We start from the raw sequence: 18010 nt of genomic DNA, 5'->3' as shown, positions 1-18010 counted from the left end.
AAAATCCTGCTCTGCATTCTATTTGAAAAAACAATTTCACCACAGAGAACACCGAGTCGCTTCGCTACACGGAGGTTGAGTTATAAGCTTTAACTCGTAGGAGTTGGCTTCAGCCACGAAAAATCTGCTCTGTATTCTATCTTAAAAATAAATTTCACCACAGAGAACACCGAGTCGCTAGGCTACACAAAGAAGTGAAAGGCATTAGGTTAAAGACTGAGACTAGCTCCACCTGAAATCTAACCCCTCAATACAACTTACTAGGCATAAAGTCGCGCCTACGCATATTAAAACACCGATGCCAACCCGTAGGCTAGAGTTTACCTCGCGCAATTTTATGCTCACGAGCGCACAGAGGCGCTTCGCTACACACAAAAGTGAAATGCAAGAGATTAAAGGCTGGAGACTAGCTCTACCTGAAATCTGACACCTATAATCTGATCCCTAATACAGCTTGCGCGGCATCAATACCTAAAAGCAAAAAACCGCTCAATGAGCGGTTTTTTAAACGTAAAATTAGAATCATACCTATGGCATAGCGTCTAAATCTGCGCCTTCTTTTTCGATAACTTCTGGTATTAAGTCTTCTTTACTTACGCCCATCGCAAGCGCAACGGCACTAGCAACATAAATCGAAGAGTAAGTACCAATAAACACACCAAATAACAGCGCTGTAGCAAAACCATGAATAGTTTGACCACCCCAAGCAAACAAGGCGATTAATACTAAAATAGTGGTAATTGAAGTTACTAGAGTACGGTTAAGTGTTTGCGTTAATGAAATATCAATTATCTCAACAGTATCGTCGATACGCACTTTGCGGAAGTTCTCACGAATACGGTCAGATACAACGATAGTATCATTAAGAGAGTAACCTATTACCGCCAGTATTGCCGCCAATATGGTTAAGTCGAACTCTAACCCTAATACTGAAAACAAACCTAAAGTAATGATTACATCGTGTAAAAGTGCCGACACCGCGCCTACCGCAAAACGCCACTCAAAGCGAAATGCCACATAGATCAAGATACAAATAAGCGCAGTTAACATGGCAAGGCCACCCTGCTCTTTTAAGTCTTCACCTACACTTGGGCCAACAAACTCAATTCGACGCATTACTACGCTATCATCGGCTTTTTTAAGTGCATCAATTACTTGGTTACCAATTACTTCGGCTTTAACATCATCACCGCGTGGTGCTAAGCGAACCAAAATCTCTTGGCTTGAACCAAATAATTGTACTGATGCATCTGCAAAACCATTTTCAGCTAACACTGAACGTACTTTCTTTAAGTCTGCTGGTTGTGCAAAACCGACTTCTACCGCTGTACCGCCCGTAAAATCTAAGCCAAAGTTTAAACCTTTAACGAAGAACGATGCGAACGATGCCAAAATAAGTAGCGTTGAGATGCTCATAGCAACTTTGCGCAGCGACATAAACCCTAAAGTTCTGCCGCCTAATTTTAAAATTTGCATATCTGCTCCTTAAATTGACAGCTTATCAATGCGCTTACCACCAATACATAAGTTGATTACCGCACGGGTACCAACAATGGCTGTAAACATTGAGGTGATAATACCTATCGCAAGTGTCACTGCGAAACCAGCAATTGGGCCTGTACCCACTGCGAACAAGATAATCGCAGCAATTAAGGTGGTAATATTGGCATCAAAAATTGTACTAAAAGCACTATCATAACCATGATGAACAGCCTGTTGTGGACTACGTCCATCGGCCAGCTCTTCGCGAATACGCTCAAATATTAGTACGTTGGCATCAACTGCCATACCTACCGTTAGTACAATACCAGCAATACCTGGCAGTGTTAGTGCAGCGCCTGGGATCAACGACATAACACCCACAATCAATACTAAGTTAGCTGCTAAGGCAATATTAGCGACTAAGCCAAAACCTTTGTAATAAACTAACATAAAGATCAGTACAAACAAGAAACCTAAAGCAACCGCTGTCATACCTGCTTCGATATTTTCTTGACCTAAGCTTGGCCCTACCGTGCGCTCTTCAACAATTTGAATTGGCGCAACAAGTGCTCCAGCACGTAGTAATAAACTTAAGTTATGTGCTTCTGCAGGGTTATCAATGCCGGTGATGCGAAACGAACGATCAAGACGCGCTTGTATAGTTGCAACGTTGATCACTTCTTCCACCTTAATTGGTGGTAGCGCTTTACCGTTTTCGTCTGTTTTACCAGAAGGCTTATACTCTATAAATACCGTCGCCATACGCTTGCCAATAGCACGCTTAGTGAAAGCATTCATTTTCGCGCCGCCTTTGCTATCAAGGCTAATACTTACTTGCGGACGTTGGTATTCATCGGCACCCGATTGCGCACCAGTAATGTGACTACCTTCGAGAATAATGCGTTTTTTAAGTACCACTGGGTAGCCATCACGGCTCATGATCATTTCAGTACCAGGCGGAATACGCCCTTGCGCTGCTGCCGTTGGATCGGCATTTTCGTCTACTTCACGAAACTCAAGGGTTGCTGTAGCACCCAAAATCTCTTTCGCACGCGCAGTATCTTGAACACCTGGTAGCTGCACAATAATACGCTCTGCACCTTGACGTTGTACGTTAGGCTCAGCAACACCGATTTGGTTAATACGGTTACGGATAATGGTTTCGTTTTGCTTGATAGCATAGTCACGAATTTCTTTGAGTTTTTGCTCGCTGATGGTGGCATAAAACGCGTTATCGTTAGAGCTATCATCAATGTAGTTGTGTAATGGGTAGCGTGACTGTAAAAAACGCTCTGCCGCATCTTTATCTTCTGCGCTGCGCATCTCCACACGAATACGTTCAGTACCAGCTACACGACGTACCGTGCGATAGCGTAGTTTTTCTTCACGTAAATCACTTTTATAGTCTTGATCCATTTGTTCCAGCGCGTTATCAACCGCTGTCACCATATCAATTTCCATCGTAAAGTGAACACCGCCACTTAAATCCAAGCCCAATTTCATTGGATTGCCGCCAAGGGCTTTTAACCAATGAGGTTGCGCCGGGGCCATGTTAATGGCTGAGATGTAATCGTCGCTCAATGAATCACGCAATAAATCTTGCGCTTTAAGCTGCTCTTCAACATTTTTAAAGCGGATCAACACTTGACCGTTTTCGAACTTAACTGATTTTACGGTAACATTGTGCTCTTTGAGGGTCGCATTTACTTTGTCTACTACAGCTAGATCTGCATCAGTTCCTTTAGTACCTGAAATTTGTATGGCCGGATCACGACCATACAAATTAGGAGAGGCATATAAAAGACCTACCGCAATCACAGCTAGAACAAGTAAATACTTCCATAATGGAAACTTGTTTAACACGTGGGCGTCCTTATTATTATTATAGCGACTTCATTGTGCCTTTAGGCAATACTGCTGACACTGCTGATTTTTGTACAGTTACTTCAGCTTGATCGTTAAGTGAAATAACAATGAAATCTTTATCGTCAGAGATTTTAGCGATTTTACCCACTAAACCACCTTGAGTAAGAACTTCATCGCCTTTTGCCATCGCATTCATCAGCGCTTTATGTTCTTTTACACGCTTAGCTTGTGGACGGTAAATCAAGAAGTAAAATACTAAGCCAAAGATAGCTAGCATGATCAACATCTCATAACCACCACCGGCTGGCGCTGCACCTGCCGCACTTGCGTGGGCGTTTGAAATAAATAAACTCATAACACTTCCTCTTTAATTTTTAAATTTAATTTGTGGTATCTGCAAGCTCTGGCACTTCTTGGCCGCGGCGTGCATAAAAATCATTTACGAATTCATCTAACTTACCGTCACCGATAGCATTACGTAAACCTTCCATAACGCGCTGATAGTAACGTAAGTTATGAATTGTGTTTAGTCGTGCACCTAAAATTTCGTTACATTTATCAAGATGATGTAGGTACGCGCGCGAATAATTCTTACAAGTATGGCAATCACACTCAGGATCAAGTGGGCCGGTATCTGTTTTGTGCACAGCATTACGAATTTTCACAATGCCACCGGTTATAAATAAATGACCATTACGCGCATTACGAGTTGGCATTACACAGTCAAACATATCGATACCGCGACGAACGGCTTCAACTAAGTCTTCAGGTTTACCTACACCCATAAGGTAACGGGGTTTGTTCTCTGGCATTTTATAAGCACAGTGATCAAGAATGTTAATCATCTCATTTTTTGGCTCACCGACCGATAAACCACCGAGTGCGTAGCCATCAAAACCAATTTCTTCAAGACCTTGTTGTGACTGAGCACGCAACTCCGGATACATACCACCTTGGATAATACCAAATAAAGCTGATGGATTGTCACCGTGACCTTCTTTTGAACGCTTAGCCCAACGAAGTGATAACTCCATTGAATCTTTAGCTTCTTTTTCGGTGGCAGGATAAGGCGTACATTCGTCAAAAATCATTACGATGTCTGAACCTAAATCACGCTGCACTTGCATGGCTTTTTCTGGTGAAAGCATAATTTTTTCACCGTTAACAGGCGAGCTAAACAATACACCTTCTTCGGTAATTTTACGCATTGCGCCTAAGCTAAACACTTGAAAACCGCCTGAGTCGGTTAAAATTGGTTTATCCCAATTCATAAAACCATGTAATCCACCATGCTGCTTGATGATTTCAGTACCAGGGCGAAGCATTAAATGGAAGGTGTTACCTAGGCAAATATGCGCACCAGTGTCTTTGACTTCATCTGGGGTCATACCTTTGACAGTACCGTAAGTACCTACTGGCATAAATGCTGGCGTTTCGACTACGCCTCTATCAAAAATCAAGCGGCCGCGGCGGGCTTTACCGTCTGTACGGTCTAATTCAAACTTCATATCATCCTCAAATGTCAGAAAAACAGTCCAACAAGCTATAATTTAACCGCTCGATTCTACCCTTTTTGTAAAACCATTACTATTAATTGGGCCCAAAGCTGAAATTAAAAGTGCAAAAATCAAAACTAAAAAGCCCAACGCAAGGCTGGGCTTTAAGTGCTTTTATAGAAAAAACTATTTACGGGTTAAAAACATCGCATCGCCGTAGCTAAAAAAGCGGTATTTTTGTGCAATTGCAGTTTGGTATGCACTCATAATATTATCTTGCCCAGCAAATGCACTAACCAACATGATCAATGTCGATTCTGACAAGTGAAAATTAGTGACCATGGCATCAACTACGTTAAATTGATAACCTGGGTAAATAAAAATATCGGTGTCACCAAAGTAACTGGCTAATTGGCCGCCATGTATCTTAGCTGCTGATTCCAATGAACGTACCGAAGTTGTGCCTACCGCAATCACTCTGCCGCCGTTAGCTTTGGTTGCAGCGACTGCTGCAACAACATCATCAGGCACTTCAATGTATTCGGAGTGCATTATATGATCATCAACCGAGTCTACGCGTACCGGCTGAAATGTGCCCGCGCCAACATGCAGAGTAACAAATGCCATGTTTACGCCCTTAGCTTTTATTGCTGCCATGAGCGTATCGTCAAAATGTAGGCCAGCAGTTGGCGCTGCAACCGCGCCAGGTTTTTCACCGTAAACTGTTTGATAGCGTTTGCGGTCTTCGTCAGTATCTGGACGGTCAATATAAGGTGGCAGTGGCATATGGCCAATATCGTTTAAAATTTCCAGTACATTTTGACTATCGCTAAACTCTAGTTCAAACAATTCGCCATGACGACCCACCATAGTCGCCTGCGCTTTACCTTCGAGAATAAGTTCTGTACCTGGTTTTGGTGATTTACTTGCTCGTACATGAGCCAGCACGCGGTGCTCATCAAGCACTCGCTCCACTAAGACTTCAACTTTGCCACCTGACGCTTTTTGGCCATACATACGAGCAGGGATCACTTTGGTATTGTTAAATACCAACAAGTCATTTTCATTTACTAAATCAATAATATCGCTAAATATTTTATGTTCTACAGCGCCACTTGGGCCATCTAAGGTTAATAAGCGACTGCTGGTTCGATCCTGTTTAGGAAAACGAGCAATTAATTCATCAGGTAAGTCAAAGCTAAAATCAGCCACGCGCATAGGATATATCCAGATCAAAAAAGTCGCGCCAAGTTTAACTGCATCGCGCTATTAGCTCAACCAACGGCTTTAATTAAAATACAATGGAATGTTCTCTTGTGGTTCGAGACAAATGGCATTATTCTACTCAACTTAATTAGATCTAGGTTTATAAGAGGTGTGACATAAATGGCTAAGCAGCTAACTTTGCTGATCTTAAACGCCAGTGTCGCTGAGCGTCAGGCTGTTAAGTCAACCTTAAATCGGCTCAATGTATTTACTTTCCTTGAAGTAGCCGATAGCCAGCAAGCCCTCGAAATTCTTAAATCTCAAGCGGTCGATGTCATTATTACCGGTCTTAATGTTGGTAAAATAGATGGTTGGCGATTTTCTCGGATGATCCGTTCAGGGTTATTAAAAACCCCAAAAAATACACCAATTGTACTAACTCCGCCTATCTATTGTGAGCGAATAGCCGAAACGACAGCACGCAGTTATGGCATAGATGCAGTATTGCCATTTGAACGCCAAGATATGCTGCCACAGGTACTGGCAAATGTGTTATCAACGCATTTAGAAAAAAGTAGTCGTTTAGACTTGTTGCTGCTCGAAACCGACAGTGACAAAGCAGCTGAAATAGCGCAACAATTACAGCTAAACTTTGCCTGCACCCATGTTTCTAGTAATAAACAAGCATTATCAATCTATTTGCAGCAAAAGTTTGCCATTGTGTTACTTGATGCAACCGCAGCACACGCAGGAGCTGCCAGTCAATTAGTTGAAGAGATTTTACAACACAACCCAAAACAAGCCATTGTAACCATTATAGACACGAAAGATGCCGATCATGCTGAACAACTATTGCTTTCAGGGGTCACTGATTTTATTCGTGCACCATATGAACAAACCTTGTTAAGTAAAGTATGCGACCATGCTGCGCGCCGTGAAGATTTTATGGTCAGTTATGCAGAGTTTGCACAAAAAGTAGAACAGCTAAGTCAAAGTCAAAGCCGCTATAAGGAGCTATTTTCAGCCCATCAGCGGATACTATTACATCTTAATACTGTGGTGCTTGAATTTGATGAACAAGGCCGCATTCGTTTTATCAACCCTGCGTGGGAAGCACTCAGTGGGTTTGGCATAAAACAAACCTTGAGCAAAGCACTCTCTGACTTTTGTATCAATGATTGCAAAGATAAACTACTGCAAACAATTAGCAGTATTTTGCATGGCGGTGCCTTGCAACAGCAGGTTGAAGTGCAAATTATTCATAAAGATGGTCAAGCTATTTGGGTTGAGTGCCGCTTACAACTAATCAAAAACAGCAGTAATGCTGCCACGATCACCGCCACAATAGATAATATTCATGAGCGCAAACAAGCTGAATTACAGCTGCGCCATTTAGCACTACATGACACCTTAACCGGCTTACATAATCGCTATTATTTTGATCAACAACTCAATCGAATTTGCCAGCCGCAACGCACTAATGGCGACATAGAGCACGCTTTAATTTATATTGACCTCGATCATTTTAAAATAATTAATGACAGTAAAGGCCATCAACAAGGCGATATAGTTCTTAAAGAAGTTGCGCAACTATTTAACGCCAATATCAGTGATGAACACTTAGTGTGTCGCATTGGTGGTGATGAATTTGCGGTGATCTTAAATAATATGAATCTGCTTGATGCACACTTGATAGCTGAAAGTATTTGCATGGCTATTGAAGGTCATCAGTTTAAATCTGAAGAACAAGTTTATTCAATTAGCTGCTCAATTGGCTTAACGCAAATAACAGCAGCGAACCATGATCCGAGTGAATGCTTAAAACAAGCTGATATTGCCTTGTACGTTGCTAAAAGCTTAGGCCGTAATTTGGTTCATTGTTACTCTAAAGAAGATGCCAGCCATAACACCTTGCAAGCTGGATTAGAGTGGGGACACAGCATTCGCCAAGCATTGCAACAAAACCAAATTGAATTACATTACCAGCCTATTTGGGACTTTAAACATGGTGGTGTCGCTTATTTTGAAGCACTGTTACGCTTAAAACTCGACGGTGAACTGGTTTATCCAAACCAATTTATTCCGTCACTTGAATTATTGAACGACACTTACTTAATGGATCAATGTGTGATCAGCAATGCAATTTCTGCCATTGCCGCTAACCCTGAGCTAAATCAAGTTGCAATAAACCTATCTGCGCAATCGTTTTTAGATGAACGCCTATTACCGCATATCGAATCGACCCTTGAAAAGTGCGATATCAGCCCTACCCGGGTTATTTTTGAGATCACCGAGTCCGCCAGTATCAATAATTTAACTGCCACTCGTGCGATGATCGAAAAGCTCAATCGCTTGGGCTGTCATTTCTCAATTGATGACTTTGGCACTGGCTTTAGCACCTTTAATTATCTTAAGCAACTGCCAGCTCAACACGTAAAAATAGACGGTTCGTTTGTTCGCGATATGCTTAATGATCCAATCGACTTGGCGTTAGTTAAAGCAATAAACGATATTAGTCGCTCGCTCAATAAGCGTTCAGTTGCTGAATATGTTGAAAATGAAGAGATCTTTTTAGCACTAAAAGAAATAGGTGTTGATTATGGCCAAGGCTACTTTATTTCACGCCCGGTGCCCGTAGAAAAAATCAAACATCAGTTACAAAAAATTTATCAAAACAAAACTTTTTACGAACAACCACCTAGCTAAAATAGCGAACTTTTCATACAAATCTACGCATTTTTTTACTTCCATCTTGTGATAACTCATCTATACTTTGCTCATCGGGCGATAAATGTCTTGTGATTATGATGATAATCGAAATTTCACATGACATCATTAAATCATAGCAACATGCCACTTACAAACTAACATGTTGTTATTAGTATCATTGTCAATTTATGGAGTGAATTATGATGCAATTAATAGTGTTACTATTAGCGGTAAACTTAGGGATAACTTACCAATGCTATCGATATGCCAGTATCAAAGGTTACCCGGTTGTAACTTTTACCTGCTTAGGTTTGATCCCCTACTTTAACTTAGTGGTGTGGGTTTATTTGTTATTTTTACCAGATATTACGCCATTCAATAAACAGTTTGAATATGAAGGGCATAACGAAAAGCAGCCTTTATAATACGGCTGCTTGTTGGTCAGGGATAAGTTATTAATTGAGCTGAGTTAATATCAGCTCGGCTAATTAAAATTGGTAGCTAATAGCTTTTTTAGTCAGTTCGCTGGCTTTGATATCGCCGGCGACACACTTTTTAATATCTGATTTATTAAATACTTTTATTAAACTCGTATTTTTATCGCCGAGCCCTTTAAGAACAAAACTCACATGCTCGTCGTTTGGCAAACTACGTAAACCACTACCGTAATCACATAACGTAAGACTGATACTTGTACTTACTTGCTCCAGTAACTGTTGTTGCTCTGCGGCTTGTTGTTGCTCACGCTCTGCATGCTTTGCATTGATATTTTGGCGTAGCTGTTGCTGCTGTTTAGTGAGTGTAGTTTGTTGTTTTTCCAGCTTCGCGATATCTTTTTCTAACGCTTTTTTGCGTTGTTCAAGCTGTTTCTCTTCGGCGCTATTATCATGGCGGCTGGCAAACTCTAAATCGCGCTTTTCACGCTCTAAATCCCGCAACTTTCGGCCCACATCACGCTCTTGCTCTGCAATTTCGCGCACTTGTTCTGCGCCTTCACGCATTAGTTCCATCGCTTGTTGATAAGCTTCTCGTGATGATTCAACAACATCTTCAGTAATAAACTCTACTTGATCACTGATAATTTCAATATCCATATTAGCAAAATCAATTTCAGGCAGCGGTGGTAACGGCGCATTAGGTGCGTTACTAAAAATAGTCTGCCAGCGGCTAGAGCCTCTTACGTCCAGCTCAAATACCACTCCCTGCTTAACAAAATAGTTGGCTTGAATCGCACGGATCCTTTTATTGGTATCTTGCTTTAACGCGCTGCTTAAAATGTTTTCCATTATTGCTACTTCACGCTGTATTGATGCCAACTCCGCAGGGTCTTGCGCAGATACATTAGCACTTAAGCACCCAAGTATGGCCATTATGGCGCTGCTGATAAGTTTTTTATTCATGCTCTATACTCCTAATTTTTCGCAATCGCGGCTGTTGGCTGCTCTTGTACTTGTTCGGCTAAATCATTTAATTGCATCCGTAGATACGCTTGATCTTGAGCTCGCTGGGTTTTGATGTAAGTGATTAAACTGGCAATATCTTCTTGGCGTTCAACTCGTCCTGTTGCAATGGCCTCTTTTGCTAATTGATACATCTGCTGTTGTTGCAATTGATTTTGCGCAGTAATAATTCTTTGCATTTGGTCAATTTGCTTTTGTTGAGACTGCAATAAATGTGTTTGTTTCGTTACTTGTGCAAGTAACCCCTGCGCATCTGATTGCGGTATAACTAAAAAGATTAACGAACAAACCAATACTGATGCTGCAACAGCCCACGCTCCAGCGACGCTAAACACAGGCACAGCAGAGAACTGCGATATTGTTGATTGGCGATCCCAGATTGGTACAGGTACAGCCTTATAGTCACGGCTATGCTGTTGCCATACTTGCGCTTGGCTCATCAACGCTGCATATTCGGGATCATTTTCGAGCTGCTGCAATTGTTTATCGCTCAAAACTTTACCATCTAACCATTGCTCAAAAAGCGACTCTAAACTAGCCATCTACGGCCTCCAAATGAACTTTTAATTTTCCTAATGCACTGTATAACCGCGACTTAGCAGTATTAGTTGAAATATCTAATTGCTCAGCAATCTCTTCAAAGGTGCAATGCTGGAAAAATTTCAACTCCACCACTAAACGCTGCTCCCACGGTAACTTATTCAACATACTTTTTAATTGCTGATGCTGGGCCTGAGCTACACTATTGCCTTCTAATTCACTGTGTTCACAGGCCTGTTCTGGCACATCATCTAAGCTCTGATAATGCTTGCGACGGCGGTAGTATTCAACGCTACGCCGATGCATAATTTGAAATACCCAAGTATTAAAACTCGACTCACCACGAAAGTTCGGCAGACTTTTATACACCGAAATAAACACCTCTTGCATTAAGTCCATGGCATCATCTGGGTTACTTAGCATCCGCAAACAATAGTTATAAACTTGGCTTTCATGCTGCTTAACCAGCTTAAGCCAGGCGCGCTTATTTCCTTGTTGTGCTTTGGCGATTAATGTTTCTATTGATTGAAAAAACACGATTCTCGATGCTTAGTTATTTTACTTATGAGGTTAGTCGATAGAGTGAAGCAGATAGTTTGGAAAAGATAAAAATAAATGAAAATAAATAAAAAAGCTCACCTAAATGAGCTATTCCTGTGTCGTTATACCAATCGTGTTAAGTTACTGACCATTTATAGCGACAGATAAATGGAGTGATAACAAGGCATAAATTTTGACATATAGTTGTTCTACATGAAAAATTTATAACGCAGTTAGCGCTTTATTTAGCTCGCTAGAATGGTTAAATATTTAAGTCGATTGGCATTAAGCGACATTGCTGCTTTAAAAAGCTTTCTAGCATTTGGCTAAATAAACGAAAATCTCGAATACGACCAGTTGTTTTGCGCCATAAAATGCCAATATCGCGGTATGCGTCACTTTGTGAGGGAGTGGCAAGCATGTTTTTGTTCGCTAAAATACCCGCGTTAATCGCCATTTGCGGTAAAAAAGTCACACCGAACTGGTGCTCAACCATGCTAAGTAAGGTGTGTAAGCTCGCCGCTTCAAACGGATTGATACAGCTTGAACGATTTAAATGACAAGCACTTAATGCGTGCCCTGTCATACAATGCTCTCGCTCTAATAAGAACACGCTGGCTTCCGGTAACAAGTTAAAATCTTCTATATTCTTAGCAGGTAAATAGTCTTTATGATGTACTAAGCAAAAGTGATCTTGCGCGAGTACTTGAGTATGAAATTTATCAGTATCGTAAGGTAGTGCCAATAGCGCCATATCGATATGGCCATGCTCGAGTTTATCTAACAAGCTATCACTGGTGTCTTCAACCAGTACCAACTCTAAATCAGCAAACTGTTGCTGACAAAGGTGATATAGAGGTGCCGCAATAAAACTAGCAATCGTTGGAATAACTCCGAGGGTGAGCGTACCGCTTAGCGGTGTTAAATGGCTTTTAGTCAGCTCTCTAACACTTAGCGTATCGTCAATAATTTTGCGTGCCCGCTCTACCACTTCTTCGCCGATGGCTGTGAACATCAAACTACGATTTTCACGCTCTATGAGTTGGCAACCGAGTGTTTCTTCAAGGGTTTGAATTGCACTGCTGAGTGTTGATTGACCAATAAAACACGCACTTGCGGCGCGGCCAAAATGTTGATGCTGATGAACTGCCAATAAATACTGCAGCTGTTTAATACTTGGTAAGTTCGTCATACTTTTTGTACCCACAAATAAAAAGACCCCAACACCAAGGGCGTTGAGATCTTTTCAAGCTAAAAGTCTGTAATACTTAAAGACTGCTGGATTTAAACTCCAAAGGCAGTTCTCAGTATGTAGAAAATAACAATAGCAAGGGCAGCGCCAACTGGCAATGTAATTACCCAAGAAACTACAATGTTTCTGATCACACCCATATTAAGTGCAGCAATTCCACGTGCCATACCTACCCCTAATACCGCGCCAACTAAGGTTTGTGTAGTAGAAATTGGTAAGCCTGTTCCCGATGCAATTACAACTGTAGAAGCAGCAGCTAATTCAGCAGCAAAACCACGACTTGGTGTTAAATGCGTAATGCCTTCACCAATCGTTTTAATTACTTTTTTGCCTAAAATTGCAAGGCCTGCAACAATACCGAAACCACCTAGTGGTAAAATCCACCATGCGATTGTCGCTTGCTTAGCTATCTCACCGTTATTTTCAACAATGTTTACAACTGCAGCCAACGGACCAATCGCGTTAGCCACGTCATTAGAACCATGAGCAAATGCCATACAACATGCGGTTAATACCATTAAGATAGCAAATACTTTCTCAACGTTATTAAATTGCATTTTCTTATCGGCTTTTGGATCAATCTTTAACCGAGAAATAACGATTTTACCAATAATACCAACAATAACAGCAATACCGATTGCTAATGCATAACCTTCAACAGCACCTAAATTAATACCAATGTGCTTTAAACCTTTCTTGATGGTTACTAAAGACATGATAAAACCGGCTAAACCCATGTAAATAGGCACATAGCGTTTGGCATTATTAAGTGGCGCATCGGTGTCAAAAATTAACTTTTGCGCACTCATAAATATTAAGTAGGCAATAAACCCTGAAATCGCCGGGGTAACAATCCAACTCCCCACAATACCTGCAACTTTGTCCCATTGAATCGCTTCGCTGCCAACTGCAACTAAGGCAAATCCGATGATAGCGCCAATAATTGAATGCGTGGTTGATACCGGCCAACCTAAGAATGAAGCTATTAGCAACCAACTACCCGCTGCAAATAATGCCGAGATCATCCCTAATACCATAAGTTCTGGCAGGTCTAAAAACGGCGTAGAATCGATAATGCCTTTACGAATTGTCGATGTTACTTCGCCGCCAGCTAAGTAGGCGCCTGCAAATTCAAAAATCATCGCTATAAAAATAGCTTGTTTAATAGTTAATGCTTTTGAACCTACCGATGTGCCCATCGCATTAGCAACGTCATTCGCGCCAATACCATAAGCCATAAAAAAACCGACTGCTGCGGCAATTAAAATTAATACCGTGCCATAAGATGCAATGATATCCATTGTGTAACCCTAATCTTTCGTTATTGAACTGAGTGTAAATTACCGAGCTAACATCAGCTCAAGACGCGAACCAACGCGTTCTGCGATATCCGCAAGCTCGCCGACCCATTCGATGATTTTATATAAAAACATTACATCTACAGGATTGAGTTCATCTTCGACGTCGCGTAATTGGCGACGTATTATGATTTGCATATCATCCGTGTCTTGTTCAATTGCATCCAATTCAACGAGCATTTTTTCTACTAAGGTCACTTCACGACCTTTAAAACCAGTTTCTAGTAACTCATCTAACTCATTGATTGCGTTTGATGCTTGTTTAGTTGCATCAACACAGCGAGTTACATAGGCTAAAAAGTTAACTTGAATTTCTTTTGGAATGGTCATCTCACGACCAATTACACGACCAGCAATGTCTTTTGCTTTATTAGCAATTTTATCTTGCTGGGTGACGAGTTCGAGCAAATCTGTACGCTCTACCGGCATAAATAAACCGCGCGGTAATTGTAAACGTATATTTCTTTTCATGTCGTCGGCTTCACGTTCTAAAGTACGAATGTTCAAGCGAATCTCTTCTGCTTGTTGCCACTCTTCTTTAAATACATGATTGAAAAAAGGGATCAAAGCTTTACTTGCTTGATGTACCTTCTTGATGTGATCTTCCATTGGCTTTATAGGAGATTTTGCGAATACCCCTAAAAATGCGTTTGTAGGCATAACTGACCCTTAAATCAAATTAGTATGCTTTGCGGCGTGAATTTTACAGCATTCACCGCGATTGTGAATGCTTTTATTACATCACAGCTGCCGCTACAGCATTATAATTATAACGAAAACATGAAAAGCGACCATTGGCCGCTTTAATAAAACAAGACGGTATCAAAAAATCTATAACGATTTTTCTATATCCTCTTGAGATGTATGACGAATATCTTTGCCATTAACAAAGTAAATAATATATTCAGAGATGTTTTGACAACGGTCGCCAATACGTTCCAATGAACGTACCGACCAAACTAAATCCATAATTTTTGGAATTGAACGTGGATCTTCCATCATATAGGTCATAATTTGACGAGTAATTGCTTCATACTCACGGTCAACCTTGGCATCTTCTTTGTGTACTTCAAATGCTTTTTGTACATCCATACGTGCAAAAGCATCGAGTACATCATGCAGCATTTTTGAAACTTGGCGACCCATATTTTCGATGTTAACTAATAAATCTTGCTGATCTTTAGTAAATGAATCTAGCGCAACTTTAGCAATACGCTCAGCCTCATCGCCAATACGCTCTAAATCGGCAATGGTTTTAGCAATCGCGACCACTAAGCGTAAATCACTTGCAGCTGGCTGACGACGAGCAATGATACGGGTACATTCCTCATCAATATTTACTTCCATGGCGTTTACTTTATAGTCGTTTTCACGCACTTTACGCGCTAACTCAGCATCGCCATTACTTACCGCATCAAGCGCGCTATTAAGTTGCTGCTCAACTAAGCCACCCATGCTTAATACATGGTTACGAACGTTTTCTAGCTCTTGGTTAAAGCGGCCAGAAATATGCTTATTAATATTGTGTTCCATTGTTTACCTTCTTATCAAAATCGCTAACGTAACCCAAAAACAGTTTGACTCAGCCTAGCCGTAACGACCGGTGATATAATCTTCCGTTTTCTTTTTCGTTGGGGTAGTAAATAACGTATTGGTATCTGAGTACTCTATTAATTCACCCATGTACATAAAGGCCGTTTGATCAGAAACCCGCGCTGCTTGTTGCATGTTGTGGGTTACGATAACAACGGTAAACTTATTTTTTAAATCGTTGATAAGCTCTTCAATTACCAGTGTTGAAATAGGATCCAATGCTGATGTTGGCTCATCGAGTAATAATACTTCAGGCTCAATGGCGATAGAGCGTGCAATCACTAAACGTTGCTGCTGACCACCTGACAAACCAAATGCGCTATCGTGAAGCCGATCTTTTACTTCATCCCACAGTGCCGCACCTCGCAGTGACTGTTCAACCACCTCGTCTAATTTACGTTTTTCTTTGATACCTTGTAAGCGTAGGCCATAAACCACATTTTCGTAGATTGATTTAGGAAACGGGTTCGGACGCTGGAATACCATACCAACATTGCGACGCAGCGCTGCAACATCTACCTTTTTGTCATAGATGTTTTGTCCGTGTAGTAAAATTTCACCTTCAATACGGCAAATATCAACCAGATCATTCATACGGTTAATACAGCGCAATAACGTAGATTTACCACACCCTGATGGTCCGATAAATGCGGTTACTTGGCCTTTTGGAATATTCATATTCACTGAGCTAAGCGCTTGTTTTTCACCATAGTAAAGATCTAAGTTTTTGATCTCGAGTGCCGTTTGCTCGGTGCTTAAATTGTCTAAGTCCAATTTCAAACTCGTGCTTGATTGGTTTACTTGTGGAGCGACTGTAATCATGTTTGTTACCTATAGAATCTTTACTAATTATTGATCAAGCGATCTAAATTTTTCACGTAAATGGTTACGTATGCCTATCGCGGTGATATTCAGTGTAATAATTACTGATACCAATAAGAATGCGGTGGCATACACTAGCGGACGCGCCGCTTCAACATTTGGGCTTTGGAAGCCAACATCGTATATATGAAAACCTAAATGCATGAACTTTCGATCTAGATGAAAATACGGGAAGTTACCATCGAGCGGTAATGTCGGTGCCATTTTCACCACACCCACTAGCATCAATGGTGCAACTTCGCCGGCAGCACGCGCTACCGCTAATATTAAACCGGTCATAATCGCAGGACTGGCCATTGGCACGATAATACGCCATAACGTTTCAGCTTGCGTTGCGCCCAGTGCTAAAGAGCCATGACGAACCGTACTTGGGATACGTGATAAGCCTTCTTCGGTTGATACAATCACCACAGGCAGCGTTAAAATAGCAAGCGTTAAAGCAGACCAAAGTACCCCTGGAGTACCAAATACTGGACTAGGTGCGGCTTCTGGATAAAACAATTGATCCAAACTGCCACCTAATACATAAACAAAGAATCCTAAGCCGAATACACCGTAAACAATTGAAGGAACACCAGCCAAGTTAATGACCGCGATACGGATCATCTTGGTAACCGCATTTTTAGCCGCATATTCATGTAAGTATATAGCTGCTACAACCCCAAACGGCGTTACGATTACAGCCATCAACATTACCATAAAAACAGTACCAAAGATTGCCGGGAATACACCACCTTCGGTATTAGCTTCACGCGGATCATCTGAAACAAATTTACCTAGTTGAACAAAATAGTGACCTAACTTTGCAACAAAGCTCATGTCATTAGGAAACCAAAAATCCAAAACCTGATATAAAGGCAAAGTAACAATTTCACCGCGCATATCTTTTACGGTTACCTGATCACGCTTAGCTTGTTTGCGCAGTGCAAATAATTGCTTTTCAAGTACGCCATACTCGGCCCTTAGATCAGCACGCTGTTGCGCAAGCTCAGCCACTCGTTCATCGGTCAATGCATCATCAAGTAAATACGATTTCTCTTGTAAACGTAAACGCTCTAATTGATAGTTAATATGACCAATGTCACCGTTTTGCAAATCAAGAGCTTGCTCATTAAGCTCAACGGCACGTTCAACTAATTCTTCTAATACTTCAGTTTTATTATAGGTAATCACTTGGCCGTCTTTTATTACCTGTTCAACGTAGCCATAAAAGTTACCGTTTTTACTGCGCTCAAATACAGCTAGGGTCGCAGGCATGGTATTTGATTTTATGTCAGTTTCTAACACCCAACGAAAATCTAAATCAACGTATTCACGGTTACCGGTTTTAATTAAATAACGCTCTAGTTGCTCTTTATCATAACCAGATAAATCAACACCGGTTGCCTCAAGACGAGACTTAGGCACCATTTCACGGTCGTATATTTCACCAATTACGGTTTGCTGCGCAACCGAGCCTTGTAGCTCTAATTGCACTACTTGTGATGGCCAGAAAAAGCTTAACCCTTTCCAAGCAATCATTGCTAATAACCCTAAGACAGAAATCAAACTGATACTTACTGCACCACCTGTCATCCATATCCAAGGAGAACCTGACTTAAACCACTGCTTTAACATGTCGTGTCT

At 41.1% G+C, this 18010-nt stretch carries 16 protein-coding genes; 2 read left to right on the top strand and 14 right to left on the bottom strand.

Going from position 1 to position 18010, the window contains the following annotated elements; genetic code table 11:
- Positions 1 to 528: 528 nt before the first annotated feature.
- The 5 genes from secF to queA all read right to left on the bottom strand — a co-directional run bounded on the left by secF (position 529) and on the right by queA (position 6062).
- Positions 529 to 1476, bottom strand: coding sequence for a protein translocase subunit SecF (gene secF, locus H5182_RS15840; protein WP_145238256.1), 948 nt, complete (start codon positions 1474 to 1476; stop codon positions 529 to 531).
- Positions 1477 to 1485: 9 nt separating this feature from the next.
- Positions 1486 to 3345: a protein translocase subunit SecD gene (gene secD, locus H5182_RS15835; RefSeq protein WP_145238253.1), complete on the bottom strand. Its 1860-nt coding sequence runs from the start codon at positions 3343 to 3345 to the stop codon at positions 1486 to 1488.
- A 19-nt stretch (positions 3346 to 3364) separates the two neighbouring features.
- Positions 3365 to 3703 carry a preprotein translocase subunit YajC gene (gene yajC / locus H5182_RS15830; protein WP_182732013.1) on the bottom strand — a complete coding sequence of 113 codons (339 nt, stop codon included), beginning with the start codon at positions 3701 to 3703 and terminating at the stop codon, positions 3365 to 3367.
- A 25-nt stretch (positions 3704 to 3728) separates the two neighbouring features.
- Positions 3729 to 4856: a tRNA guanosine(34) transglycosylase Tgt gene (gene tgt, locus H5182_RS15825; RefSeq protein WP_145238250.1), complete on the bottom strand. Its 1128-nt coding sequence runs from the start codon at positions 4854 to 4856 to the stop codon at positions 3729 to 3731.
- Positions 4857 to 5030: 174 nt separating this feature from the next.
- The gene (queA, locus tag H5182_RS15820) at positions 5031 to 6062 is read right to left on the bottom strand and encodes a tRNA preQ1(34) S-adenosylmethionine ribosyltransferase-isomerase QueA (protein ID WP_145238247.1); all 1032 of its coding nucleotides are present in this window, start codon (positions 6060 to 6062) and stop codon (positions 5031 to 5033) included.
- A 168-nt stretch (positions 6063 to 6230) separates the two neighbouring features.
- On the opposite strand from queA, the gene H5182_RS15815 reads away from it, so the two are divergent.
- Both H5182_RS15815 and H5182_RS15810 read left to right on the top strand, forming a co-directional pair.
- Positions 6231 to 8756: an EAL domain-containing protein gene (locus tag H5182_RS15815; RefSeq protein ID WP_145238244.1), complete on the top strand. Its 2526-nt coding sequence runs from the start codon at positions 6231 to 6233 to the stop codon at positions 8754 to 8756.
- A 203-nt stretch (positions 8757 to 8959) separates the two neighbouring features.
- On the top strand, positions 8960 to 9184 hold the full coding sequence (locus tag H5182_RS15810) for a hypothetical protein (protein ID WP_145238241.1): 225 nt from the start codon (positions 8960 to 8962) through the stop codon (positions 9182 to 9184).
- 63 nt (positions 9185 to 9247) lie between these two features.
- On the opposite strand, the gene H5182_RS15805 is transcribed toward H5182_RS15810, so the two are convergent.
- The 9 genes from H5182_RS15805 to pstA all read right to left on the bottom strand — a co-directional run bounded on the left by H5182_RS15805 (position 9248) and on the right by pstA (position 18001).
- Positions 9248 to 10159 carry a hypothetical protein gene (locus tag H5182_RS15805; RefSeq protein ID WP_182732011.1) on the bottom strand — a complete coding sequence of 304 codons (912 nt, stop codon included), beginning with the start codon at positions 10157 to 10159 and terminating at the stop codon, positions 9248 to 9250.
- Positions 10160 to 10170: 11 nt separating this feature from the next.
- A complete protein-coding gene (locus tag H5182_RS15800; protein ID WP_182760309.1) occupies positions 10171 to 10761 on the bottom strand; it encodes a hypothetical protein in 591 nt (196 codons plus the stop codon).
- Complete coding sequence (locus tag H5182_RS15795) at positions 10754 to 11296, bottom strand: RNA polymerase sigma factor (RefSeq protein WP_182760308.1); 543 nt, start codon at positions 11294 to 11296, stop codon at positions 10754 to 10756. Before H5182_RS15795 ends, H5182_RS15800 begins: the two co-directional genes overlap by 8 nt.
- Before the next feature lie 265 nt (positions 11297 to 11561).
- The gene (locus H5182_RS15790) at positions 11562 to 12491 is read right to left on the bottom strand and encodes a hydrogen peroxide-inducible genes activator (protein ID WP_145238228.1); all 930 of its coding nucleotides are present in this window, start codon (positions 12489 to 12491) and stop codon (positions 11562 to 11564) included.
- 92 nt (positions 12492 to 12583) lie between these two features.
- Positions 12584 to 13852 (bottom strand): inorganic phosphate transporter, encoded by a 1269-nt coding sequence (locus H5182_RS15785; protein WP_145238225.1) that lies wholly within the window; start codon positions 13850 to 13852, stop codon positions 12584 to 12586.
- Between the two features lie 39 nt (positions 13853 to 13891).
- A complete protein-coding gene (locus H5182_RS15780; RefSeq protein WP_145238222.1) occupies positions 13892 to 14569 on the bottom strand; it encodes a TIGR00153 family protein in 678 nt (225 codons plus the stop codon).
- Positions 14570 to 14740: 171 nt separating this feature from the next.
- Entirely contained in the window at positions 14741 to 15442 is a 702-nt protein-coding gene (gene phoU / locus H5182_RS15775; protein ID WP_064668157.1) for a phosphate signaling complex protein PhoU, read from the bottom strand.
- 54 nt (positions 15443 to 15496) lie between these two features.
- A complete protein-coding gene (gene pstB / locus H5182_RS15770) occupies positions 15497 to 16324 on the bottom strand; it encodes a phosphate ABC transporter ATP-binding protein PstB (protein ID WP_145238219.1) in 828 nt (275 codons plus the stop codon).
- Positions 16325 to 16351: 27 nt separating this feature from the next.
- Positions 16352 to 18001, bottom strand: a complete 1650-nt coding sequence (gene pstA / locus H5182_RS15765; RefSeq protein WP_182760307.1) for a phosphate ABC transporter permease PstA — start codon at positions 17999 to 18001, stop codon at positions 16352 to 16354.
- Between the last annotated feature and the right edge of the window lie 9 nt (positions 18002 to 18010).

It is taken from the genome of Pseudoalteromonas sp. SG44-17 (genome assembly GCF_014164235.1).
Taxonomy (GTDB): Bacteria; Pseudomonadota; Gammaproteobacteria; order Enterobacterales; family Alteromonadaceae; genus Pseudoalteromonas; species Pseudoalteromonas rhizosphaerae.
This window is presented reverse-complemented; position numbering and strand designations above follow the sequence as displayed.